Below are 23,237 nucleotides of genomic sequence, written 5' to 3'. Positions count from 1 at the left end.
TCCAAGGGGTGATCCGCTTGTGGTCCTCCGGCCGCCCGATGGGGTCGGGAGCCGGAAGTCTGTGGTGGGCCGGTCAACAGGCGACCGGCTCCGGTTCGACGGCCGCGGCCAGGACCCGGCGCACGTCGGCGGCCCCCAGGTCGCCGAGCATCGGCAGCCCCGCGCCCCAGGCGCGCATCGTGCGCCGGACCGTGGCGGCCAGCGCCTCCTCGCCGACGGCGATCCGCCGCCGCACCAGCCAGGTGTCGAGCAGCGCGGTGACACCGGCGACCGGGTCGTCGGGCAGGGCGTCGGGGTCCGTCGCCCGCAGGGTCCGCCAGATCCGGTCGAGCCGGCGTGCCGACCCCCACCGTTCGTCCCCCTCCGCCGCGGCCCGCCACAGCGGGGGCAGCAGGGCGGCCACGGCGGTCATCTTGCGCACGCCCAGCTCCCAGGAGAGCTCGTTGGCCAGGTACCAGCCCTTGGCGCCGAACCGGTTGCGGCCCACGTTGGTCCAGCCCAGGTGGCTGAGGCCGCTGAGCTTGGCGATCTCCAGGCGGAGCCCGTCGCCGGGGGGACGGCCGGCCAGCCGGTCGTCGCGCACCCGGTGGCCCAGTTCGGCCAGCCGCCGGACCAGGACCTCGGTCAGGGCGTCCTCCGTGGGCAGGTCGTGGTGGTCGCCGATGTACAGGCTGACCAGTCGGAACAACGCCTCCAGCACGCCCTCGGCCAGGAGTTCGTCCGGCAGCGTGGCCGTGGCCAACGGGTCGATGACGGCGACGTCCGGGTGGAGCCCCTCGCCCAGGACCAGCCGTCTGCCCTGGGGGGTCGCCAGGCAGGCGGCTCCGCTCAGCTCGGCCCCGGTGCCGACCGTGGTGGGCACGGCGACCAGCGGAACGTCGTGCCCGGCCGCGGCGGGGAGCATGACCAGCCCGCCCCGCTGCGGCAGCGCGACCCGGGCGCGCTGGGCCGGGTCGCGCAGGACGACGGCCAGTTTGGCCTGGTCCAGCAGGGCGCCCCCGCCGACGCCGACCACCAGCTCCGCCTCGGCCAGCCGGTCCGCCAGCGCCAGCACGTCCTCCAGGTTCCCCGGCCCGCTGCGGACGACCGACTCGACCCGGCGACCGCCCTCCCGGAGCCGGGACCGCAGCCGTGCCGTCAACGCGCCGTCCGCGACCCGGGCGTCCGCCAGTACCGCCACGTTCCGCTCGGGACGGGTGGCGAGCCAGTCGTCGAGCCCGTCGCACCCGAACAGCGTCCGGGTCGGGCAGTGCCACGCCAGGCTCATCCGCGCGCTCCGGAGGGGACGGGCCGGTCGGGGGCGGCGGCGCGGGCGGCGAGGCCGGCGGCGTGGGCGGCGAGGCCGGCGCGCACCCGTTCCATCAGCTCCGCCAGGTCGGCCTCGGTGTAGGTCAGGGCGGGGAAGAGCTGGACGCAGTGCGGGCCCGGGTGCACGATGGCGCCCGCCTCCCTGATCGCGGCGACCACCTTCGGCACCTCGGCGTGGGGCAGTGGCGCCCCGTCGGGGCCCGCCAGCCGGACGGCCCGGAAGCACCCGACGCCGGTGGTCCCCGTCACCTCGGGACGCTCGGCGACCAGCGACTCCAGTTCCCGGTCGAGCCGCTCGGCCAGGTTCCGCCCCAGCGCCACGGCGTCCAGCCTGCGCATCTCCTCGATGGTGGCCAGGATCGCCGCGCAGGTCGCGGGGGCGCCCGCCTGGGTCTCGCCGTGGGTGAGCACCGTGCCGGGGCCGTCGAACGCCGCCGCCACCCCTCGGGAGACGACGACCGTCGCCGCCGCCATCGTGCCGTTGGTCAGCCCCTTGGAGGCCACCAGCAGATCGGGGGGTTCGGGCCAGCGCTGGGAGGCGAAGAGCGAACCGGTGCGGCCGAAGCCCGTGGCCACCTCGTCCGCGACCAGCAGGAAGCCGTGTTCCTCCCGCAGGCGCAGCAGTTCGGCGACGTACTCGGCCTCCAGCGGGATCGCGCCGGAGCCGAGGACGGGTTCGACGACGACCGCCGCGATCCGGTCGGCCTGCCGCCCCAGCAGCGTGGCCAGTTCGGCGGTGTCGTTCGGGGTGACGTGCCGTACCAGTCGCTGGTCCACCCCGTACACCGGCTGGCCCAGGTCCTCGCCGGTGAGGGCGAAGCTGCCGAAGGTCAGCCCGTGGTAGCCGCCGCGCAGCCCCACGACCACCTTGCGCCGGGGCTCGCCGCGCAGCGCGTGGTACAGCCGTGCCACCTTCATGACCAGGTCGTTGGCGGCCCCGCCGGAGGTGGAGAAGAGGACCCGTCCGTAGTGCTCGGCGCCGCACAGGTCGACCAGGGCGTCGGCGGCCTGCCGTGCGCAGGCGCTCTCGTAGCGGAAGAGCGTGAGGTAGGACGCCTCCCGCAGGGCGGTGGCGACGGCGTCGGCGATCGCGGGATTGCCGTAGCCGAGGTTGCAGTTCCACAGTCCGCTGGTGCCGCAGAGCAGTTCGCGCCCGTCGGCGAACCGGACCCTGACGCCCTCGGCCGAGACCGCGCACAGGCTGTCGTCGCCCTGGAGTTCGGGCGGCAGCAGGGAGGGCCACAGCGCCTGTCGCGTGCTCATCGCGCCACCTCCGCTTCCAGCAGTACGTCCTCGTGCCGCCCGCCGGTGGTCGGGAGCACGTGCCGGTCCCGTACCCGGAAGCCGGCCTCGGACAGTTCGTCCGTCAGCCGCCGGGCGGGCAGCACGGCGACGGTGGAGACCGCGGCGTACACCGGCCCCTCGTCCGGGCCGCCGGGGTCGGCGGGGAGGATGGTGACGGTGCGCGTGCCGGCCGCCGGGTCCCAGAACTCGTGCAGGTGGTAGGCCCGTCCGCCGGCGCCCACGCCGTCGATCCGGGTCTCCGTGGGGGTGTCCGCGCCAGAGGCCATGTCGACGGTCGACAGCAGGAAGGTCCCGCCGGGCGCCAGGTGGGCGCGCACCGAGCGGTAGAGCCCGGCCCGGCCGTCCTCGTCCAGCAGCGACACGGAGGTGGTGCCCAGGACGACCGATCCGAACGTGCGGCCCAGACAGAAGTCGCTCATGTCCGCCCGCACCGGTGTGCAGCGCTCCCGCAGCCGCGCGGGCGCCTCGGCCAACCGCGCGGCCAGCAGCTCCAGCATGGGGGCGGACAGCTCCAGCGCGGTGACCTCCCTGCCCGCGGCGAGCAGCGGCATCGTCAGCCGGCCGGAACCGGCGGCGAGTTCCAGGACCGGTCCACGGGTGCGGCGGACCAGGGTGACCAGCTCGCGCACCTCGAAGGTGTCGTGGCGGCACAGGTCGTCGTAGACGGGCGCGCCGAACTCGCCGTACACGTCGCACAGCACCACCCGGTCGCCGAGCCGGGCCAGTGTCCTGCCGGCCTCCCCGGGGACGGCGCGCGGCGCACCGTCGACGGTCCGCGCCGTCATCGCTCCGCCCCCGCCGGCTCCACCAGCCGCACGCCCGCACTCCCGAAGGAGGTCGCGACCTTGTCGAGCACCGCGCGGTCCGCGTAGGCGGCCGCCTCCCGCGCGGAGCCGCAGACCAGGAGGGCCTCGATCACCTTGGCCGCCTCGATGCCGACCTGGAAGAACCTGCCGCCGTCGGGGACGTGCACATAGGCCGCCTCCTCCGTCCACAGCAGCAGGGGCACCCGGACACCGGCCGCGTCGGCGGCGGTTCCGTCGGCGTCCCGTTCGGCGAGGGCCGGCGCCAGCCGTCCGCCGAAGCCGGAGACCCTCAGGCCCGCGACGCCGCGGGACCGCAGTTCGCGCACGGCGTCCAGGGCGGCCAGGTACCGGCCCGACCAGGGCCGTTCGGCGAGGGCGGCCAGGCGGGCCCGCTCGGGCACGGCCTCGGCCAGGCAGACGGCGCACGGGTGGGGGGAGTCGGCGTTGAGCCGCTCCCACTCGGCCTCCAGCGCGTCGAGGTCGAGGCCGTCGGCGACCTCGCCCAGCCGGCGCCCGCCGGGGGAGACGGAGATCCGGCCGTCCGCGGCCACGTACAGCCGGGTGCGCGGGCCGTCGCCGTCGGGTCCGGCGCCCAGGGCGGACACGTCGGCCAGCCGTACGGCCGGGTCGGTGGCGAAGGTCGCGAACTCGCCCTTCTCCCGGGCCCGGTCGGCGTCGGCCAGGTACGCCTGGAGGTCGGTCTCCTCGGTGATCCTCACCAGGGTCGGGCCGATCACCGACATGTACTCGCTGGTGCCGTAGTCCTGGACCTGCAGGAAGAAGGAGTCGCCGACGGAGAGTTCGTCGCCGGGTTCGGCCAGGGAGCCCTCGTACTCCAGGACGAGGGGGGTCGCCCCTCCCCCGGCGGGCGCGTCCGGCTCTGCGCCGTCCACCGCGCCGTCCACCGCGCCGTCCACCGTCTGCGGGACGAACACCGCGCTGTCGGCGTCGACGAGCCCGGAGGCGAGCAGGGGGCCGAGGTGGTCGGCGTTCTCCAGCACGACGGTGTGGACGTTCCGCTGCTCGCGCCGTCCGCCGCCGGGGCGCGTCCGGCCCGTCCCCCAGGACGCCAGATGCCGCTTCGCCCGGCTCATACGGCCCTGTTCCATCTTCCCGTCCTCCTCGTCACCGACTGTCCCGTCACGTGCCGTGCCGTCACCGGCCGCTGTCTTCACCGGCTGCTCCCTCCGCGTCGGCGACGGCCGCCAGGATCGCCTTGAGGTTGGACATCGCCACCTTCGGGCCGTGCAGGTTGTACACACCGGTCAGGTTGAGGACCAGTTCGTCCACCCCGGCGGCGCGGAACTCCGCGAACCGGCCGAGGAGTTCGTCCATGTCGCCGTGGAGGAAGCCGCCGCCCTCCACCAGCCGCTCGGCGCTCAGCACGGGATCGTCGGCCACGACCTCGATGCCCGCCTTGCCGAGCATGTCCACGTAGTGGGGGGCCGCCAGGTGCGCCGCGTTGCTCGCGAGGGCCACCTCGGCGGGCCCGTGCCCGGAGCGGCGCAGCGCGACCGGCACCATCGCCGTCAGGTGGGGCACCGGCCGGCCGGCCGCCGCCGCGCCCTCCCGCAGCGCGGGAAGCACCGTCTCCCGCAGGTGCTTCGCGGGGGTGAGCCAGGTGACGGCGGCGTCGGCGACCTCGCCGGCGAGCCGTGCCATGCCCGCCCGCAGCACTCCGAGGCCCACGCGCACCGGTGGCGCCGACGCCGGCGGGAGGGCTCCGTGGCAGGAGAAGTACTCGCCCTCGTGCCGCACGGTCCCGCCCGTCAGCAGCCCGCGCACGATCGTGAGGTACTCGCGGGACGCCGTCAGCGGACTGGCGTAGGGGAAACCCAGCAGACTCCGTTGGAAGGACTTCCCGCCGGGACCGAAGCCCGCCAGTACCGGCCGGCCCGTCGCCATGGCCAGCGAGCGCGCCTGTTGGGCGGCCTCGAAGGGGTGCCGCAACGGCATCAGGGTGACGCCCAGTCCGGTGGGGACGCGGAATCCCGCTCCGGCGGCGGCGGCGAACCCCTGGAAGGGCTCGACCATCATGGCCTGGCCCTGCCACAGTCGTTCGGCGTGCGTCCACTCGACCAGAGCGGCGTACGGCAACACCTGTTCCGGCCTTCTCGGCAGAAACGGTATGAGCACCGAATACTTCACGCGCCAACTCCCCCGAAAACGTGCGCGTCCGTGGAATACCCAGGACGCACCCGTACAACATTTCCACGGCCGGATCATCGACGCTCGAAGCGTCGCCGTTCTCGGACGGAACCGTGAACCGCACTCACCCGGCAGTCCTCCCCGGCGCCGAGCGCGATCGTCAATCTAGTCACGGTGCCTCAGGTTCCGCTCCCGTCCCGAGAACAGTTGTCCGCCCCCGTCCCGAGACGGGGAAAACGGCGCCCCGACCGGTTGTCCCCGCCCTGGGACGGAGCCGGTTGACACTGGTCAGCGCTTCGTTCACCCTGTTCGCGGGCGCCCCGTGGTGGGGCGGCTCGGCCCCGGGGGGCTCATCGGTGGGCCGGTACGGCGGCGTTGGACGGCGGTGTCGAACGGCGGCGTCGAACGGGGGCATCCCGGTTCCGTGCGTCCGCGGCACCGCGTCCGGTGCGCGGCGGGCGCATCGGCTCGACTCTCCATCACGCTGCCACGACTGTGCGCGGGCGAACTCCCTCGGCCCGGAAAGGTTGTCCCGGCCAGGAGAATTCACGAACCCACCGGCCGCACGAGAGGAATTGCCGATGCCCCGTTTCTCCGTCATCTGCCCGACCTACAACCGCGGTCCGGCGATTCTCTCCACCCTGGAATCCGTCCGGGCCCAGACGGTGGAGGACTGGGAGCTGATCGTGGCCTCCGACGGCAGTGACGACGACACGGACGAGGTGGTGGCCGAGGTCGCGGCGCGGGACGGCCGGGTCCGCCTGCTGCGCACCCCGCGCTTCGGGTTCCAGGCCGGGCCGACGAACCTGGCGCTCAAGGAGGTGTCGGGCGAGGTCGTCGCCTACCTCGACCACGACGACCGGTGGGATCCCCACCACCTCGCCCTGCTGGCCGAGGTGTTCGACGAGGGCGCCTCGTTCGCGGCCACCCGGGCGCGCAAGGTGACCGCGGCGGGCGAGGTCGTCTCCGTCGCGGACCCGCTGACCATGTGCTGGCACCCCGAACTCCAGTTGATGAACCCGCTGTTCGAGAACAGTTGCGCGGCGCACCGGGTGGAGCTGGCCGAACGGGTCGGCGGCTGGACGGAGTCCCCCATCGGGCTCGAGGACTGGGACCTGTGGGTGCGGCTGACGGACACGGGCGCCCGCTGCACCACCCTCCTGGACGTCTCCGTCAGCATGCTGGAGGACCCGAGCACCCGGCAGCACCGGCTGCCGTGCGCGTACGAGCACGAGATCGCGCGCTTCCCCGACGCGCGCGGCGCCCGCGCCGCCTACCGCGCCCTGACCCACCCGCGCCACTTCGAGGCCGGGTACGAGGCGGCGACCCGGGACCTGCTGGAGTGGTACGGGTCGCTGGCGGACCGCGGGGAACTGGTCTACCCGCGCGGCTGGCAGGGGGGCCGCGCGGCCCTGGAGCGGGCGGTGCGCCGGCACGTACGGGCGGTCCGCCCCGTCTGGCACAACCTGATCATCGAACCCCGGGACGGTCACCACGCGCTGGCCATGGTGCTGGGCACGATGTCCGCCGCGCACGCCGAGCGCTACAGCGCGTACTTCCGCCGGACCATGCGCCACCAGCAGGCGTTCTTCGAGGAGGTCCTGCCGGAGGGGAGCGTGCTGCGGTGAGGCTCCCTTCGGAACTCGACCGTCTGCTGAGGGAGGCGCGGGGCCGCGTGTACACGCGGACCGAGCGGGTTCCCCTCGCCGGTCTGGACGGCTGGCACGAGGATCCCGCGACCGGCTCGATCCGGCACCGCAGCGGCGGGTTCTTCTCCGTGGAGGGCGTGGGGGTGCGGCGCCCGGGGCACCCCGTGCCGCACTGGGAGCAGCCGATCATCAACCAGCCCGAGATCGGTCTCCTGGGGCTGCTGGTCAAGGACTTCGGCGGAGTGCCGCACTGCCTGGTCCAGCTCAAGGCCGAGCCGGGCAACCGCAACGGCATCCAGCTCTCGCCCACGGTGCAGGCGACGGCGAGCAACTACCGCCGGGTGCACGGTGGTTCGCCGGTGCCGTACCTGGAGTACTTCGCCGGCGCCTCCCCCGTCTCCCCCGCCTCCCCGCGTCGGCGCGTGGTGGCCGACGTCCGCCAGTCGGAACAGGGCGCGTGGTTCCTCCGCAAGAGGAACCGCAACATGGTCGTGGAGGTCACCGAGGAGGTCGAGGTCCGGGAGGGCTTCCTGTGGCTGACCCTGACCGAGCTGCACGGCCTGTTGGCCGTGGAGGACCTGGTCAACATGGACACCCGGTCGGTCCTGGCCTGCCTGCCGTCCGGTCCGGCGGTCGCGGCCGGGCCGGCCGCGACCGCCGGACCGGACGACTTCGCCGCCTCGGTGGTCCGCTCCGGCCGCGGCGATCCGCCCGCCCTGCACCCCACCGAGGCCGTGCTGAGCTGGATCACCGACGCCCGGGTGCGGACGGAGCTGGAGGTGCGGCCCCGACGGCTCGACGAACTGGCGCGGTGGCGGTACGACGAGGAGGGCGTCAGCCACGACAGCGGGCGGTTCTTCAGCGTCATCGGGGTGCGGGTGGAGGCCTCCGGCCGCGAGGTGAACGGCTGGAGCCAGCCGATGCTCGCCCCGCACGGCACCGGGATCGTGGCCTTCCTCGTCACCCGGGTGGCAGGAGTGCTGCACGTTCTGGCGCAGGTGCGCGCCGAGCCCGGGTACGCGGACGTCGCCGAGCTGGCGCCGACCGTGCAGTGCGTGCCGGAGAACTACGACGTCCTGCCGCCCGCCGCCCGTCCCGCCTTCCTGGACGACGTGCTGGGGGCCGACCCGGCGGACGTCCGCTTCGACACGGTGCTGTCGGAGGAGGGCGGGCGCTTCTACCACGCGCGCACCCGCCACCTGGTCGTGGAGACCCCGCACCTGCCCGAGCCCCCCGACTTCCGCTGGTTGACGCTGCGCCAGTTCTCCGACCTGCTGCGCCACAGCCACTACGTCAGCATGGAGGCCCGCAGCCTGCTGGCGTGCCTGCGTTCCCTGGCCGTGGCGGCGCGGGAACCGGACGGGGTGCCCTCGTGAGCCGCCCCGCGGAGCGTGCCCCGCGTCCGCTGGTCACCGTGCTCGGGGCCGCCGGCTTCATCGGTTCCGCCGTGACCGCCCTGTTGGCCCGGCGCCCCGTCCGGCTGCGTGCCGTCGTCCGCCGGCCGGTCGCCGTGCCCGGCCCGGGACCGGCCGAGCTGGAGGTCCGACCGGCCGACGTCACCGACCGCGCGGCCCTGGCCGACGCGGTGGCCGGCTCCGACGCGGTGATCCACCTCCTGGCGCACCGCGCGCCGAGCGGAAGCTGGCGGGTGCCGGAGGGCGACCGGACCGCCGAGCGGGTGAACGTCACCGTCATGCGCGACCTGGTCGACATCCTGGGGGCCGCGCGGGGCGACGGGCCGCCTCCGGTGGTCGTCTTCGCCGGCACCGTGGGCACCGACGGCGGCGCGGCCTCCGACGCGTCCGCCCCGGCCAACGCCTACCAGCGGCAGAAGCTCGCCGCCGAGGAGCTGTTGCACACCGCGTCGGCACGCGGCGCGCTGTGCGGGACGACACTGCGGCTGCCCACCGTCTTCGGTCCGCCGACGGCTCCCGGCCGCGAGGACCGGGGCGTGGTCACGGCCATGGCCCGCCGGGCGCTCGCGGGCGAGCCGCTGCCCCTGTGGCACGACGGCTCGGTGCGGCGGGACCTGCTGTACGTCCGGGACGCGGCGCGCGCCTTCGTGGCCGCGCTGGACCACGCCCCCGAACTCGCCGGCCGGGCCTGGACGGTGGGCACCGGTCACGGTGTGCCCGTCGGCGAGCTGTTCCGCACGATCGCCGCGCTCGTCGGTGCCCGCACCGGCCGCCCCCCGGTGCCGGTGGTCACCGTCGACCCGCCCGACTCCGCCGTCGGGGCGGACCTGCGCGGTGTGACGGCGGACCCGTCGGCGTTCCGCGCCGCCACCGGCTGGCGGCCCCTGGCACAGCCGCGGGCCGCGTTGGAGGAGACCGTGGCCGCGTTGGCCGCGGCGGACGGAACCGTCGCGTTGGCCGCGGCGGACGGAACTGCCGCGTTGGCCGCGGCGGACGGAACTGCCGCGTTGGCCGCGGCGGACGGAACCGCCGCGCCGGCCGCGGCGGACGGATCGTACGGGAACGCGTACGACGAGAGGAGCCAACTGTGACCACCCGTGTCTGGGACTACCGCGCGGAGTACCACCAGGAACGCGAGGACATCCTCGACGCCGTGGAGACGGTCTTCGAGTCCGGCCGGCTGATCCTCGGCGAGAGCGTGCGCGGCTTCGAGCGGGAGTTCGCCGCCTACCACGGTGTCGAGTGCTGCGTGGGGGTCGACAACGGCACCAACGCGGTCAAGCTGGCCCTCCAGGCGCTGGGCGTCGAAGCGGGCGACGAGGTGATCACGGTGTCCAACACCGCGGCGCCCACGGTGGTCGCCATCGACGCGATCGGCGCGGTCCCCGTCTTCGTGGACGTCCGCGAGGACACGTACCTGATGGACACCGACCTGGTCGAGGCGGCCGTCACCCCCCGCACCAAGGCCCTGCTGCCGGTCCACCTGTACGGCCAGTGCGTCGACATGGCGCCGCTGCGCGAGATCGCCGAGCGGCACGGGCTGGTGGTCCTGGAGGACTGCGCCCAGGCCCACGGCGCCCGCCACCACGGCCGGCTCGCCGGGACCATGGGCGACGCGGCCGCCTTCTCCTTCTACCCCACCAAGGTGCTCGGCGCCTACGGGGACGGCGGAGCCGTCATCACCCGTGACGAGGAGGTGGACCGGCGGCTGCGACGGCTGCGGTACTACGGCATGGAGGACCGCTACTACGTCGTCGAGACGCCGGGCCACAACAGCCGCCTGGACGAGGTGCAGGCCGAGATCCTGCGACGCAAGCTCACCCGGCTGGACCGGTACACCGCAGGCCGCCGGGCGATCGCCGACCGCTACGCCGAGGCGCTGGGCGACACGTCCCTGGTGCTGCCGCGGACGGCGGACGGCAACGAGCACGTCCACTACGTGTACGTGGTGCGGCACCCCCGGCGCGACGACATCCTGGCCGCCCTGCGGCACCACGGCATCGAGTTGAACGTCAGCTATCCCTGGCCGGTGCACACCATGTCCGGTTTCGCGCACCTGGGCTACGCCGAGGGGTCCCTGCCGGTCACCGAGGCCCTGGCGCGGGAGATCTTCTCCCTGCCGATGTACCCGTCGCTGTCGCCCGACGTCCAGGACGAGGTCGTCTCGGCCCTCCGCACGGTGTTGGCGGAGCTGTGAGGGTGCGGCGGATGGAGGTGGACGGCGCGCTGGAGTTCACTCCCGTCGTCCACCACGACGACCGCGGGCTGTTCGTCTCGCCCTTCCAGGAGACGGCCTTCGCCCGGGCGCAGGGGGGGCCGCTCTTCCCCGTGGCGCAGGCCAGCCACAGCAGGTCCCGACGCGGTGTGGTGCGGGGTGTGCACTTCACCTCCCCGCCCGCGAGCGTCGCCAAGTACGTCTCCTGTCCCCAGGGGGAGGTGCTGGACATCGTGGTGGACGTCCGGGAGGGCTCGCCGACGTTCGGCTACTGGGAGGCCGTGCGCCTGGACCAGCACACGTCGCGCGCCCTGTACCTGCCGCCCGGGGTGGGACACGCGTTCGTCGCCCTGCGGGACGACACCGTCGTGTCCTACCTGCTGTCCGCCGAGTACGTCGCCGAGCACGAACGGGCGATCTCCGTGTGGGACCCGCAGCTCGGCCTGCCGATCCCCACGGACACGGAACCGGTGCTGTCGGCCCGGGACCGGGCCGCACCCACTCTCGCCGAGGCCAGGGCGGCCGGGATCCTCCCCCGGTACACCCCTGGCACGACCCCTTCCGGAGGTAGGAGAACGTGACGACAAGCTGCCGTGTCTGCAAGGGTCCGGTGCGGGAGTTCCTGGACCTGGGGCGCCAGCCCCTGTCCGACGCGTTCCCCGTGCCCGGCCGTACCGAGGAGGAGTTCTTCTTCCAACTGGCGGTGGGCCGGTGCGAGGAGTGCACGATGGTGCAGCTCCTGGAGGAGGTGCCCCGGGAGCGGATGTTCCGCGAGGACTACCCCTACCACTCGTCCGGTTCGTCGGTGATGCGCGCGCACTTCGAGGAGACCGCGCGCCGGCTGTTGGCCACGGAGCTGAGCGGTGACGACCCGTTCGTCGTCGAGATCGGCTGCAACGACGGCGTCATGCTCGCCACCGTGAGCGAGGCGGGGGTGCGGCACCTGGGGGTAGACCCCTCCGGTGGGGTCGGCGAGGTCGCCCGCGACAAGGGCGTGCGGGTGCGCACCGCCTTCTTCGAGGAGTCCACGGCGCTGGACATCGCCGCCGGCGAGGGCCCGGCCGACGTCGTCTACGCCGCCAACACCATCTGCCACATCCCCTACCTGGAGTCCGTCTTCCGTGGGCTGGACGCCCTGCTGAAACCCACGGGAGTCTTCGTCTTCGAGGACCCCTACCTGGGCGACATCGTCCGGCGCACCTCCTACGACCAGATCTACGACGAGCACTTCTACCTGTTCACGGCCCGCTCGGTGCGTGCCATGGCGCGGGGCTTCGGCTACGAGCTGGTGGACGTCGAGCGTCTCCCCGTCCACGGCGGCGAGGTCCGCTACACCATCGCCCGCCGGGGCGCGCGCACCCCCTCGCCGGCCGTCGCCGAGCTGCTGGCGGAGGAGGAGCGCACCCGCCTGGCCGACCTCGACACCCTGCGGGGCTTCGCCTCCGCGGTGCGCCGCAACCGGGACGACCTGCTCGCCCTGCTGCGCCGGCTGCGCGACGAGGGGCGCCGCGTGGTGGCCTACGGGGCCACCGCGAAGAGCGCCACCGTCGCCAACTACTGCGGCATCGGACCGGAGCTGGTGTCCTTCGTCTGCGACACCACCCCGGCCAAACAGGGCCGTCTGACGCCCGGCTCGCACATCCCCGTCCGCGGCCCTGAGGCGTTCCGTGATCCCTATCCGGACTACGCGCTGCTGTTCGCGTGGAACCACGCCGAGGAGATCATGGCCAAGGAGGAGGGTTTCCGGGCGGCGGGCGGTCGCTGGATCCTCTACGTGCCCGACGTCCGCCTGGTCTGATCCGCGGCCCCTCCCGATCGGTGCGGTGCCCGGTCGGGAGGGGCCGTGTAGTGTTCGTCCTCCCCGATGTGGTGCGTGAGGAGGTGGGATCGATCAACGCCAGGTCAGGTCGGGCGCTCCCGTCCCACGGTCCCGTGAAGCCGGCGGTGTCGTCGCGCGGGTGACCGTGGGGGCGCCCTTCGGCTCTCCGGAGGCTCCCGTGTCACTCCCCGTTCCCTCGGCTTCCTCCCTTCCTTCCGTCTCCCCCCTCTCCCCCGTGGCCCCCTCGCCGTCCTTCCCCGCGCTGTCGGCCGTCGCCGCCGGGCTGCGTGCCGCCGGTTGCGTCTTCGCCGAGGACGAGGCACGGCTGGTCCTCTCCGCCGCCCGCACCCCGGACGACGTCGCCGCCATGGTGGAACGGCGTGCGGCCGGCCTGCCGTTGGAGCACGTCCTGGGCTGGGCGGAGTTCCGCGGGCTGCGGATCTCCGTCGGCGCCGGGGTGTTCGTACCGCGCCGCCGCACCGAGTTCCTCGCCGATCGAGCGGTGGCCGCCGCCCTCCGGGTGGTGCGGCGGGAGGGCCGTCCACCGGTGGTCGTCGATCTGTGCTGCGGCTCGGGCGCGGTCGGCGCGGCGCTCGCCGCGGCCGTGCGCCGGGCGGGTTCCCCCGTCGAACTGCACGCCGCCGACGTCGATCCCGAGGCGGTGCGCTGCGCCCGGCGCAACGTCGCCGACGTGGGCGGTCTGGTGCACGAAGGGGACCTGTACGGGCCGCTGCCCGTCGCGCTGCGCGGCCGCGTCGACGTCCTCGCCGTCAACGCCCCCTACGTGCCCACCGGGGAGATCGGCCTGTTGCCGGCGGAGGCCCGCGACCACGAGCCGGCGGTGGCGCTCGACGGCGGGTCGGACGGGCTGGACGTCCAGCGCCGGGTGATCGCGGGGGCGCCGGAGTGGTTGGCGGCGGACGGGACGCTGCTGGTGGAGACGGGACGCCGGCAGGCGCCGCTGACGGCGGAGGCGGTGGTCCGCGCCGGGTTGGTGCCGGAGGTGGCCGTCCACGAGGAGTTGGAGGCCACCGTCGTCGTCGGCGTCCGCCCGGCTCCCGAGCGGTGAGCCGGGGCGTGGCTCCCGGCGCCTCGATCCCGCGGCCGTCGCGCCGCTCGAAGACCGCCCGCGCCGTCCCGTGACGCGCCCCGGGGCCGGGACGTCCCGTCGGGATGTCCCGGCCCCGGGTGGGAGCCGTGGTCACGGCCGTGCGTCAGGTCACCGGACCGTGCACGCGCTCCCGTTCAGGGACACGGCGGTCGGGTTGGACGCCTGCCCGCCGGAGGTGCCGTTGAAGCCGAAGCTCACGGTGCCGTTCGTCGGGATGGTGCCGTTCCACTGGACGGGCTTGGCGACGACGTTCCGCCCCGTCTGGGTCACCTGGGCGTTCCATGCCTGGGTGATCCTCTGGTCGTCCGCGAAGGACCAGGTCAGCTCCCAGCCGTTGAGCGTGGTGGTGCCGGTGTTCTTCACCGTCACGTTGCTGCTGAAGCCACCGTTCCACCGGTGCGAGGTGTAGGTGACCTCGCAGGAGGCGTCCTCGCCCGGCTCCTCGCCCGGGTCCTCGCCGCCCTCGCCGCCCGAGCCGAGGTCGTCGGCGTAGGAGGCGATCCAGGCCAGCGGGGCGTTCCAGTTGATGGTGATCTCGTTGGTGGCCCAGGACTCGATGTCGTCGATGTAGCACATCGCCGGGGCGCAGCCCTGGAGCTTGTCCTGGGCGACCGGGTCCTGGATGTCGACGTTCGGGCCGCCGGCGACCGAGCCCGGGGCGGGGTTGGGCAGGTCGGGGTCGAGCTGGTTCGCCCAGAACCGGTGGTGCTGGTTGCGGGAGTCGCGCTCGCCGTAGCCGGTGACGTAGGACTGGTTGAGCGGGTTGCGGCCCAGCAGGTAGTCCAGACCGCGCAGCACCGCGTCGCGGTAGGCGGCCTCGCCGGTCAGGTCGTGCGCCGTGGCCAGGACGACCATGTTGTTGAGCACCTGGCTGTTGGAGCCCCACACGTAGTGGTTGTCCTGGGGGGCGTAGGGCACGCCGTAGGCGGCGCCGCGGGAGTCGGCGGCGTAGCCGTCGGCGGCCTCGGTGACCATCTCGCGCACCGCCCGGAGCTGGGCGTCGGTCAGGTCGTTGGGCACGGTGGCCAGGCTGAGCGCGCCCAGACCGGCGGTGGCGCCCCAGGAGAGTCCGCCGCGCGGGAAGACGGCGTCGGTGTCGCCGTGCAGCGGGGAGTTCAGGACCTCCTGGCGGTAGGTGTCCTCACCGGTGGTGACGAACAGCTCGGCCGCGGCCCAGTAGAACTCGTCGCGCACGTCGTTGTCGCTGTAGGCCCCGCCGCCGACGCCGTCGTTCGGGTCGGCGAGGATGTCCGGGTGTGCCTTGGCGGCGGCCCAGGCGGTCTCGGCGGCGTCCAGGCAGCGGGCGGCGAAGTCCGCGTCGTGGTCCTCGAAGAGACGGGCGCACTGGGCGGCGCCGGCGGCCACGTTCAAGGTGGCGGCCGTCGTCGGCGGGTGGAGTTCACGCGGCTGCGGATCCTGGTGCGGCAGCATCGGCAGCCCCGTCCACGCACGGTCGTGGATCTTGTGGTGCGCCATGCCGGCGAGCTCCTCGCCCTCGGGCACCATCATCCTCATCAGGAAGTCCATCTGCCAGCGGGCCTCGTCCAGGATGTCCGGGACGCCGTTGCCGCGCTCGGGCACCCGCAGCTCGCCGTCGCCGAGTTCGCCGCCGTCGGCGCCCTCGGCGGTCAGGGTGCGCTCGTAGGTGGACATCACCTGGGCGGCGGAGATGCCGCCGTTGACGACGTACTTGCCGTGGTCGCCGGCGTCGTACCAGCCGCCGGAGACGTCCAGGGTGTAGTCGCAGGTGTCCTGCCAGCAGGGGACCTCGGTGTCGCCCTGGTTGGGCGCGACGCCCACGTGGCCGGCGGGGCGGGCGTACTCCTCGCCGACGAGGTCGGCGTCGATCTCGATGCCGCTGCGGTTGTGGTAGAAGTACGCGAGCGCGTCCGAGCGCAGCGAGTCGTACAGGTCGTCGCCGATGGCGAAGGGCTCGCTGGTCTCACCGGCGATGGTGATCGTGTAGCCCTCTCCGGCCTCGGTGAAGTCGCCGAAGTCGAAGGTGTGGACGTTCTGCCGCGAGGTGGGGTCCACGCCCTTGGGGGTGGTGGTGCCGGACGCCCGCTCGGTGCCGTCGGCGTCCTTGAGCGTCCAGGTCAGGGCCGAGGTCTCCTCGGTGACGAAGGTGCCGTTCTTGGGACCCTCGGTGAGGTAGCCGACCTGGTTGACGCGCACGGGCGAGCCGGTGTCGGGCTCGTACACGGGCGGCTCGGCGCCGCCGGTCAGCGAGACGTCGTCCAGGCAGAAGGTGTACGCCTCGTCGCTGCCGCCGATCTGGAAGGCGAGCTGGGCGGCCTCGTGGTCGCCGCCGGAGGTGAACACGTGGGTGAGGGTGGTGGCCTCCTCGGTGACCTGGTCGGCCGAGGAGTGCTCGGTGGTCCACGGTTCGGTGGCCATCTGCACGTTGGTGCGGATGGTGATCGGCACCGTGGCGCTGGCGGTGAAGCTCAGCTCGTAGCCCTCGCCCGCGGCGAGCGGGATGCCGTTCTGCCCGACGATGGCGTCCCACGGGTTCTCGGTGCCCGCGGGTACCTCGGCGCAGAGACGGCCGTCCACGACCGAGCCGGGGCTGTTCTCCGTCCACCACCAGCCGGTGGTGTCGTCGGAGAAGTCGCCGTTGGTTATCAGCTCGGGGCCGTCGGCGGCCTCGGCGGCGAAGACGGGGGCGGACAGGGCTCCGGCCAACAGCCCGGCCGCGGCCAGTGCGCCCAGCGCGCGCCGTCTTCCACGACGGGGGCGGCCCGACGCCTGGGGCGGGTGGGACGGATGAGGTGTCACTGTTCGGTCCTTCCGGCGGGGTGTATCGGATGTGGACGACGCGACGGCATGACGTGACAGCGCCCCGACGGAGACTTGGGAGCGCTCCCATGCATCGTGGGGTGCATGACAGGAGGCGTCAAGACATGTGACACCACGAACGGTCGCCCCACACGCCTCCCCAAAGCCGCCCGCCCGACCCGCGACGCCCCGACGGGGCTTCGGCGGTCACCGCGCGGCGATCACCGCGCGGCGCGCCCCTCACCCGCCGGCTCCCCGCGAAAACCGCCCGCCCCTCACCGGACCGGATCAGCCCAGGGAGGCGGTGGCACGGGCTCGGGAGACCCGCCGGCTGCGGGGCACCACGGCGGAGCGGCGCCCCGCCGTACGCCGCAGCACACCGCGCACCAGGCGCTCCGCCGTGAACGCGGCCCCGTAGACGAAACGCATCGACGGGCCGAACGAGGGGGCGGTGAGCAGCCCCGCGAAGAACAGCCCCGACACCGAGGACTCGAAGCGGCCGTCCACCTCCGGCGCCCGGCTGGTCCCCGCCAGACGCAGGTGGTTGCGGACCGACGGGTCCAGCAGGTCCAGCCGCGCGACGTCCGGGACGAAACCGGTGGCGGCCACCACGTGGTCGGTGTCCAAGGTGGTGGCCCCCCGGGAGTTCTCCAGGGTCAGCCGTACGCCGCCGCCCGAGGGGACGGCCACCCGCAGCCGGTGCCCGAGCAGTACCGGAACCCTGCTCTCCACCCGGTCGCGCAGCCACCAGGCACCGGCCGGCCCCAACGCCGTGGCCGCGATCCGCGCCCGCGCGGAACCGGGCAGTCGACGCACCGCCCAGGGGGCCTCGGCCCACATCCAGCTCGGCCAGCCGGTGCCCAGCCCGCAGTGCGGGTCGCGCAGCGAACGCAGCAGGGGACGCTCCAGGGGCTGTGGCGGGGTGTTCCAGGCGACGCGGCCGGCGCGGGCCACCACCCGGGGGTGGGCGCCGCACTCGGCCAGCAGCGCGGCCGTCTCCAGGGCGGCCTGCCCGGCGCCGATCACCGTGACGTCCCGCCCCCGGAAGCCCGACAGGTCCCGGTGGTGGCTGCTGTGCGAGACCAGACCGCGGGGCAGGGCGCGCAGCGGCTCGGGGCGGTGGACGAACGGCATCACCCCGATCGCCAGGGCGACGGTCCTCGCCGCGATCAGCTCGCCGCCCTCGGTCTCCACCAAGAAGCCCTCGGCCCGCGGTCGTACGGCGGTGACCCGCTCCTCCTCCACCTTCGGTACGGCCGTCCGCCCGAACCACATCCCGTACTCGGTGAAGATGTCGATCGGCAGCGGCACGCCGTGCTCGGCCCGCAGTCCGTGGGAGGCGCAGTAGGCCGCCAGGGTGTGCTCGCCACAGGGGTCCGAGAGGTTGGACGCCCACGGCTCGGACTTCAGGAACATCCCCTCGGGCATGTGGTCGCGCCAGGAGGCCATGGGTCTGCCGAACGTGCGCAGCCTGAGCCCGGCGGCGGCCGCGTGGGAGGCGATCGACAGTCCGTAGGGGCCCGCGCCCACCACTACCAGGTCGTACATGGTCGGTTCCCGCTCTCTCATCGTCGTGGGGTCGTCGCGCCGTCGGGGTGTCCGCAGGCGTCGATCGGATCGGTGTGCCGCTCGGGCCGCTCGGGCCGCTCGGCGCGGAGGTCCCGCTCGACGGGTCCGGTCCCACCCTCCGAGCGCCACTGCCGGGACGGGCGCGGCATCCGCTCCCGCGAACGCCGCAACGCCTTCCGCCCGCCCTGCCCGAGCCAGGTGGCCGCCATGGCCAGGAACGGACCCGGGTCGTCGGCGGCGAACCAGGCGGTCTCGGTGTTCCGCCGCCTCCTCCACCGGACCCGCCCGCCCTCCTCGGGGTCCGTCCGGATCTCGGGCACGGCACGGGCGCGCCGGGCCGCGGTGAACGGCAGCGGGAGGGAGGACGGTTCGACCAGCGAGGACGCCAGGGCGTAGTTCTCCGCGCGGAAGACCCTGCCCAGGGCCGGCTCGGAGGGGGTGACGGGGCGTCCGGTGAGGTCCAGGTGCAGAGCCCGTACGACGTCCAGGCCGCGGCGGTCGGTGAAGAGCCTGAACTGCGCACCGGGGCGCGGGTTGAAGTCGAGCAGTCGGTAGCTGCCGGCGGCGGCGTCGTACCGGAAGTCCAGGTCGAGGATGCCTCGGTAGTCCAGGTGTTTGGCCAGCCGGTGGGCGGCCTCCTCCACGTCGGGGTTGGGCAGCCAGCGGCCGACGGCCGTCAGCCCGGCGCCCACCGGCCAGGAGCGGTCCTTGCGTCCCGCGCCGCCGACCAGACAGGCGGCCCCGTCGGCGTAACACCCGTGGAAGAACCAGTCGGTCCCCGGACCGCCGGGCACGCACCGCTGGAGGAGCAGCGGGCTGCCCGCCTCCCCGGTGCGCGCGTACAGGGCGCGCGCCTCCTCGGCCGAGCCGACCAGGGTGGTACTGCGCAGTCCGCTGCCCTGGGGCAGCAACCAGGGCCGGCTCCACTTGGCCACCAGCGGCAGCCCCAGCTCGCGCACCGCCTCCTCCACCTCCGCCACACCGCGCGGAACCACGGTCGGCGGGTGCGGGACGTCCAGCTCCCGGCAGAGCTCGGCGAGTTCGGCCTTGTCGGCCACCCGGCTCGGCAGTCCGGGCGGCTGGGCCGGCAACAGGAAACGGCCGGAGAGGCGCCCGGAGAGGCGGGCCGCCGCGATGGCGCCCATGTCGTCCATGGGGATCAGGACGGCCGGTCGCCCGATGCGGTCGGAGATCTGGCGGAGCGTCCGCTCCAGGCGTTCGTCCGAGGTTCCGTCGGCGTCGACCGTCTCGCCCGTGCGGTGCGTGCCGAACACGCCGTCGGCCGGCAGGTGGTGCCCCTGGTGCAGGTACCGGGAGCGGCCGATGGGGCTCAACGGGGACTCCACCACGGCGTGGACCTCGATCCCGGCGCGCCCCAGGGACCTGACGGCCCCCAACGTGCCGTGGTGGAAGGGATTCCGGTCGACCCGGAACAGCAGTGCGGGCACATCGGTGTCGAAAGGTGGCGGCATGTCAGCGGTCCTCGGTTTTTCCGTTGGTTTTCTCTGAGGTCTTGCCTTCGGCCTCGACAGGTATCGACTCATTGACTCTCCCGCCATCCGAGCATTTCCCCCCGCCCACTGGTCCGAGTGAGCGAGGAAAACAGCGAACGGGTTATCAGAAAGCAGTCGGGCAGCTCATTCGAGAGATTCTCCGATTAGTGTCGAGAAGAACTGGGGCAGGGCCGGGGAGGCGACGGACCGTTCCGGCGACGAAGTCGAGGAGGCACGATGCCCGGACGACACCGCAGACCGGGGAGAGGCGGGTGGCGCCGCGGACCGGCACCGCCCGCCCGCCGCCGCAAGCTGACGACCGCCTGCGTGGGGGCCGTCACGGCCGGGGCGCTCGTCGCGGGGGGCGCCATGGCCACCGACACCTTCACGGACGACCGGACCGGGGCGGCGCCCCCGAGGGCGTCGGTGCGCCACGTGGCCATGGGCGCCTTCCTGGGATCGGGCTCCGACGGGGCGCGGCGGATAGCCGGTCTGAGCAAGTGGCTCGGGGGCGCGGAGGTACGGGTGGGCCACACCTACCTGCCCGGGGACACCTGGGAGCGCATCGAGAGCGACCGGTACTTCCTGCGTCCCTGGGCCGAGTGGCGGCGCGCCGACCCCGACCGCCTGTTCGTGCTGAACGTGCCGATGCAGGCGCGCAACGAGGCCGGGATCTCCGACGGCGAGGTGCGCGAACTGCTCGCCCGGGGCGTCGACGGGCACTTCGACCACCACTTCCGGACGCTGGCCGGGCACCTCGTCGCCGAAGGACTGAACGACGCGGTGATCGTGTTGGGCTGGGAGATGAACGGCACCACCTACACCCACCGTTGCGCGCCCGACCCGCAGGCGTGGAAGACGTACTGGAGGCGCATCGTCGCCGCCATGCGGTCGGTCTCCGGACAGGAGTTCCGTTTCGATTTCGCCCCCAGTCGCGGAAGGGACGCGATCCCCTGGACCGAGTGCTACCCGGGCGACGACGTGGTGGACATCATCGGAATGGACTCCTACGACCAGCCGCCGGGCGAAACCTTCGACGACCAGGTGAACCAGCCCTACGGACTGAAACACCAGGTGGAATTCGCCGCCGAGCGCGGAAAACCCATTTCCTACCCCGAGTGGGGGTTGTTCCGCAGGGGTGACAACGCCGAGTACGTGCGGCGGATGCTGGAGTGGATCGGACGGCAGAGGCCGCTCTACCACACCATCAGCGACTACTGTCCGCACGGCGTCTGGCGGTGTTCGGAGAATCCGAGGTCCTCGGCCGTCTTCCGGGCGATGCTCTCGGCCGGCGGTCGCCCCGGACGCTTCCCCGAGTTCTGCCTCGACCTGGGCGACTGGCTGGGCGGCTGGTTCCGCGACCGCCGGGTCTGCGTCAGTTTCCCCCGGAACCGCGGGGCCTAGCCGCTCCGGGACGCGGACCGTTCCGTGGTCCAAAGCGGGCGCCGGCGGGGGACCGGTCCCCCGCCGGCGGGGCGCCGGTCCGTCGACCGTCACCGCGGGGACCGCCGGCCACCGCGCCTTTGGTCGTCCCGCTCCCGGCTCGCGCCGGCGGGCGCGCCGACCGACGCCGTCTCCGGCGCGGTGCGCCCCGCCGGCACCGGTTCGGGGCCGGCCTCCTCGGCGCTCCGGGGGTCACCGGTGCTCCCGGTGCCCGCGGTGTCCTCGGCGCTGCCCGCCGGTGCGGGCACCCCGGGGAAGGCCGGCTCCTCACGCCGTCCGCGCGGGGCGGCCAGGAGCACGAGACCGCCGGTGAGCCCCCCGGCACAGGCGCCCACGGCGGCGGCGAGCGGGAGCGAGGGCGAGGTGGGCTCGGTGGGGGCGACCGCCGGGGAGAACAGCGTCAGTCGCACTCCGGTGCTGGTGGTGGCCCGGTTGCCGGCCCTGGTCAGGGCGTCGGCCACCGCGTTGGAGACGTCGGCGGCGCGCTCGGGGCTCGGCGCGGAGCCGGTGATCTCCACCATGGGGGCGTCCGGGGAGGTGGCCGCCCGCACGGTGTCGCGCAGCCTCTCCACCGTCGTCCCGGCCTCGCTCCCCGCCTCGGCCAGGACGGCGCCGCCACCGGCGACGCGTCCGTACGCCTGGGCGAACCCGAGGGCCGTCGCCGAGTCCGTCGCGGCGCCCGGCACCACGGCCACGTAGCTGGTCGCGGTGTACTGGGGGGTGGCGAGCAGGCCGTACGCCGCCCCACCGGTCAGTCCCAGCAGGACGCCCAGGGCCGGTGGCCACCAGGAGGGCAGGGGAACGGGCCGGCGCCGGCCGAGGGCGCGGAGCCGTGCCAGGTGGGAGGGGCGGGGCTCGGAGCGGGGCGGGGGCGCGGGCGTCTTGCTCAAGGCGTTGCTCACCTCTTCGTCGTGGCGGTTGCCGAAACGGACGGGAACGGCGGGGGTGCCGCGGGAGTGGGCGGCGCGCCGGCGGTGCGCGCCGTCACCACGCGCCACGCGGCGGCGCGGGTGGCGGCGCGGACGGAGGCCCGTGCGGGGGCGCGCTCGTGGAGTTCCTCGTAGAGGGCCATGAGCCGGTCGGCGCTGCGGGCGACGTCGTAACGACGCACGGCCTCGCACACCGGGGCACGGCGTCTGCCGGCCGGCACCGACGACGGCTCCCGCAGCGCGGTGACCAGGCTCCGCACGTCCGGTGCGATCCGGCGCGCGCCGGGAGCGTGGTCGTGGGGCAGCTCGTCGATCGCCGGGCAGGTCACGTGGAGCACCGGCAGCCCGGCGGCCAACGCCTCCAGCACGGCCAGGCCGAAGGACTCCTCGACCGAGGGGGAGACGAACACGTCCATGGCGCTGAGCAGCCCGGGAATGTCCGGGGCGGCGCCGGGGTCGTCCCCCGCCGCCCCGCCGCACTCCCCCAGGAACCGGACGCGGTCGGCCACCCCGAGCCCGACGGCCAGCTCGCGCAGCCGGCCCCGTTCCGGGCCGTCCCCGGCCAGCACCAGGTGGGTGCCGGGCAGTTGGGCGACGGCCCGCACCGCGACGTCGAACCGCTTGCCGGGCACCAGCCGTCCCACCCCACCGACCACCAGGGAGTGGGCGGGCAGCCCCAGCCGGGTGCGCACGGACGCGCGCACCACGGGGTCGAAGCGGAACCGGGCGGCGTCGATGCCGTTGGGGATGACGCGGATCCGGGAGCCGGGGACGCCCCAACGGCGCAGTCGGGCGGCGACGGTGGTGGAGACCGCCACCGTCGCGGAGCCCAGGCGTTCGGTGGTCAGGTACAGGGCGCGGTTGCCCGGGGTGAGCGGGCGGCCCTCGATCATCCGCTCGCCGATGGAGTGCTCGGTGGCGACCACGGTCCGCGTCCCGGCCAGCCTGGCGGCGATCCGCCCGTAGACGCAGGCCCGGTACAGGTGGGTGTGGACGACGTCGTAGCGCCCGCCCCGGACGAGGTCCACCAGCCGGGGCAGGGCGGACAGGTCGCGGTTGCCGTGCATGCCCAGGTGGGTGACGGCCGTGCCGTCGGCCTCGATCCCGTCGGCGACCGCGCCGGGGTTGGTGAGGGTGACGACGTCGCAGCAGAGCGGCAGGTGCCGCAACAACAACCGGAGTTGCTGTTCGGCCCCGCCGGCGCCGAGACCGGTGATGACGTGCAGTACCCTCATCGGCCCTCCCCCGC

At 74.1% G+C, this 23,237-nt stretch carries 18 protein-coding genes; 8 read left to right on the top strand and 10 right to left on the bottom strand.

Annotated features, from left to right (window positions below; translation table 11 throughout):
• Nucleotides 1–73: 73 nt before the first annotated feature.
• Genes mpaC through F0L17_RS22470 form a run of 5 tightly spaced genes read right to left on the bottom strand, consistent with a single transcriptional unit; the run spans nt 74 to nt 5,519 of the window.
• Complete coding sequence (gene mpaC / locus F0L17_RS22490) at nt 74–1,267, bottom strand: daptide-type RiPP biosynthesis dehydogenase (RefSeq protein ID WP_155072469.1); 1,194 nt, start codon at nt 1,265–1,267, stop codon at nt 74–76.
• Nucleotides 1,264–2,571, bottom strand: coding sequence for a daptide-type RiPP biosynthesis aminotransferase (gene mpaD, locus F0L17_RS22485; protein WP_155072468.1), 1,308 nt, complete (start codon nt 2,569–2,571; stop codon nt 1,264–1,266). The genes mpaC and mpaD overlap by 4 nt, the downstream gene beginning before the upstream one ends.
• Nucleotides 2,568–3,398, bottom strand: coding sequence for a daptide-type RiPP biosynthesis methyltransferase (gene mpaM, locus F0L17_RS22480; protein ID WP_155072467.1), 831 nt, complete (start codon nt 3,396–3,398; stop codon nt 2,568–2,570). The genes mpaD and mpaM overlap by 4 nt, the downstream gene beginning before the upstream one ends.
• Nucleotides 3,395–4,594 carry a daptide biosynthesis RiPP recognition protein gene (gene mpaB, locus F0L17_RS22475; protein WP_202917917.1) on the bottom strand — a complete coding sequence of 400 codons (1,200 nt, stop codon included), beginning with the start codon at nt 4,592–4,594 and terminating at the stop codon, nt 3,395–3,397. The genes mpaM and mpaB overlap by 4 nt, the downstream gene beginning before the upstream one ends.
• Nucleotides 4,575–5,519, bottom strand: coding sequence for an LLM class flavin-dependent oxidoreductase (locus F0L17_RS22470; protein ID WP_338018179.1), 945 nt, complete (start codon nt 5,517–5,519; stop codon nt 4,575–4,577). Before F0L17_RS22470 ends, mpaB begins: the two co-directional genes overlap by 20 nt.
• A 629-nt stretch (nt 5,520–6,148) precedes the next feature.
• On the opposite strand from F0L17_RS22470, the gene F0L17_RS22465 reads away from it, so the two are divergent.
• The 7 genes from F0L17_RS22465 (at nt 6,149) to F0L17_RS22435 (ending at nt 13,734) form a co-directional block, all read left to right on the top strand.
• Complete coding sequence (locus F0L17_RS22465; protein WP_155072465.1) at nt 6,149–7,195, top strand: glycosyltransferase; 1,047 nt, start codon at nt 6,149–6,151, stop codon at nt 7,193–7,195.
• The gene (locus F0L17_RS22460) at nt 7,192–8,592 is read left to right on the top strand and encodes an NDP-hexose 2,3-dehydratase family protein (RefSeq protein ID WP_162466569.1); all 1,401 of its coding nucleotides are present in this window, start codon (nt 7,192–7,194) and stop codon (nt 8,590–8,592) included. The genes F0L17_RS22465 and F0L17_RS22460 overlap by 4 nt, the downstream gene beginning before the upstream one ends.
• Nucleotides 8,589–9,722, top strand: coding sequence for an NAD-dependent epimerase/dehydratase family protein (locus F0L17_RS22455; RefSeq protein WP_162466568.1), 1,134 nt, complete (start codon nt 8,589–8,591; stop codon nt 9,720–9,722). Before F0L17_RS22460 ends, F0L17_RS22455 begins: the two co-directional genes overlap by 4 nt.
• Entirely contained in the window at nt 9,719–10,828 is a 1,110-nt protein-coding gene (locus tag F0L17_RS22450) for a DegT/DnrJ/EryC1/StrS family aminotransferase (RefSeq protein ID WP_162466567.1), read from the top strand. Before F0L17_RS22455 ends, F0L17_RS22450 begins: the two co-directional genes overlap by 4 nt.
• 11 nt (nt 10,829–10,839) lie before the next feature.
• Complete coding sequence (locus tag F0L17_RS22445) at nt 10,840–11,427, top strand: dTDP-4-dehydrorhamnose 3,5-epimerase family protein (protein WP_155072464.1); 588 nt, start codon at nt 10,840–10,842, stop codon at nt 11,425–11,427.
• Nucleotides 11,424–12,644 carry a methyltransferase domain-containing protein gene (locus F0L17_RS22440; RefSeq protein ID WP_162466565.1) on the top strand — a complete coding sequence of 407 codons (1,221 nt, stop codon included), beginning with the start codon at nt 11,424–11,426 and terminating at the stop codon, nt 12,642–12,644. The genes F0L17_RS22445 and F0L17_RS22440 overlap by 4 nt, the downstream gene beginning before the upstream one ends.
• A gap of 256 nt (nt 12,645–12,900) precedes the next feature.
• Entirely contained in the window at nt 12,901–13,734 is an 834-nt protein-coding gene (locus F0L17_RS22435; RefSeq protein ID WP_162466564.1) for a putative protein N(5)-glutamine methyltransferase, read from the top strand.
• 150 nt (nt 13,735–13,884) lie between these two features.
• Here F0L17_RS22435 and F0L17_RS22430 read toward each other — a convergent pair whose 3' ends face one another.
• The 3 genes from F0L17_RS22430 to F0L17_RS22420 form a co-directional block, all read right to left on the bottom strand.
• Complete coding sequence (locus F0L17_RS22430; protein ID WP_238420834.1) at nt 13,885–16,488, bottom strand: glycoside hydrolase family 9 protein; 2,604 nt, start codon at nt 16,486–16,488, stop codon at nt 13,885–13,887.
• 354 nt (nt 16,489–16,842) lie between these two features.
• Nucleotides 16,843–18,102 (bottom strand): NAD(P)-binding domain-containing protein, encoded by a 1,260-nt coding sequence (locus tag F0L17_RS22425; RefSeq protein ID WP_155072463.1) that lies wholly within the window; start codon nt 18,100–18,102, stop codon nt 16,843–16,845.
• Nucleotides 18,103–18,119: 17 nt separating this feature from the next.
• Entirely contained in the window at nt 18,120–19,595 is a 1,476-nt protein-coding gene (locus F0L17_RS22420; protein WP_202917916.1) for a carboxylate--amine ligase, read from the bottom strand.
• A 258-nt stretch (nt 19,596–19,853) separates the two neighbouring features.
• Between F0L17_RS22420 and F0L17_RS22415 the strand changes: the two genes are divergently transcribed.
• Complete coding sequence (locus tag F0L17_RS22415; RefSeq protein ID WP_155072462.1) at nt 19,854–21,020, top strand: glycoside hydrolase family 26 protein; 1,167 nt, start codon at nt 19,854–19,856, stop codon at nt 21,018–21,020.
• 89 nt (nt 21,021–21,109) lie between these two features.
• Here the strand turns inward: F0L17_RS22415 and F0L17_RS22410 are convergent, their stop codons facing one another.
• Nucleotides 21,110–21,949, bottom strand: coding sequence for a YveK family protein (locus F0L17_RS22410; protein ID WP_202917915.1), 840 nt, complete (start codon nt 21,947–21,949; stop codon nt 21,110–21,112).
• A gap of 8 nt (nt 21,950–21,957) precedes the next feature.
• Nucleotides 21,958–23,223 (bottom strand): glycosyltransferase, encoded by a 1,266-nt coding sequence (locus F0L17_RS22405; protein WP_155072461.1) that lies wholly within the window; start codon nt 23,221–23,223, stop codon nt 21,958–21,960.
• Nucleotides 23,224–23,237 lie beyond the last annotated feature (14 nt).

This window comes from Streptomyces taklimakanensis (assembly GCF_009709575.1).
In the GTDB taxonomy this organism is placed as follows: Bacteria; Actinomycetota; Actinomycetes; order Streptomycetales; family Streptomycetaceae; genus Streptomyces; species Streptomyces taklimakanensis.
The sequence above is the reverse complement of the archived record's forward strand: the minus strand, read 5'-3'. Positions and strand labels throughout refer to the sequence as shown.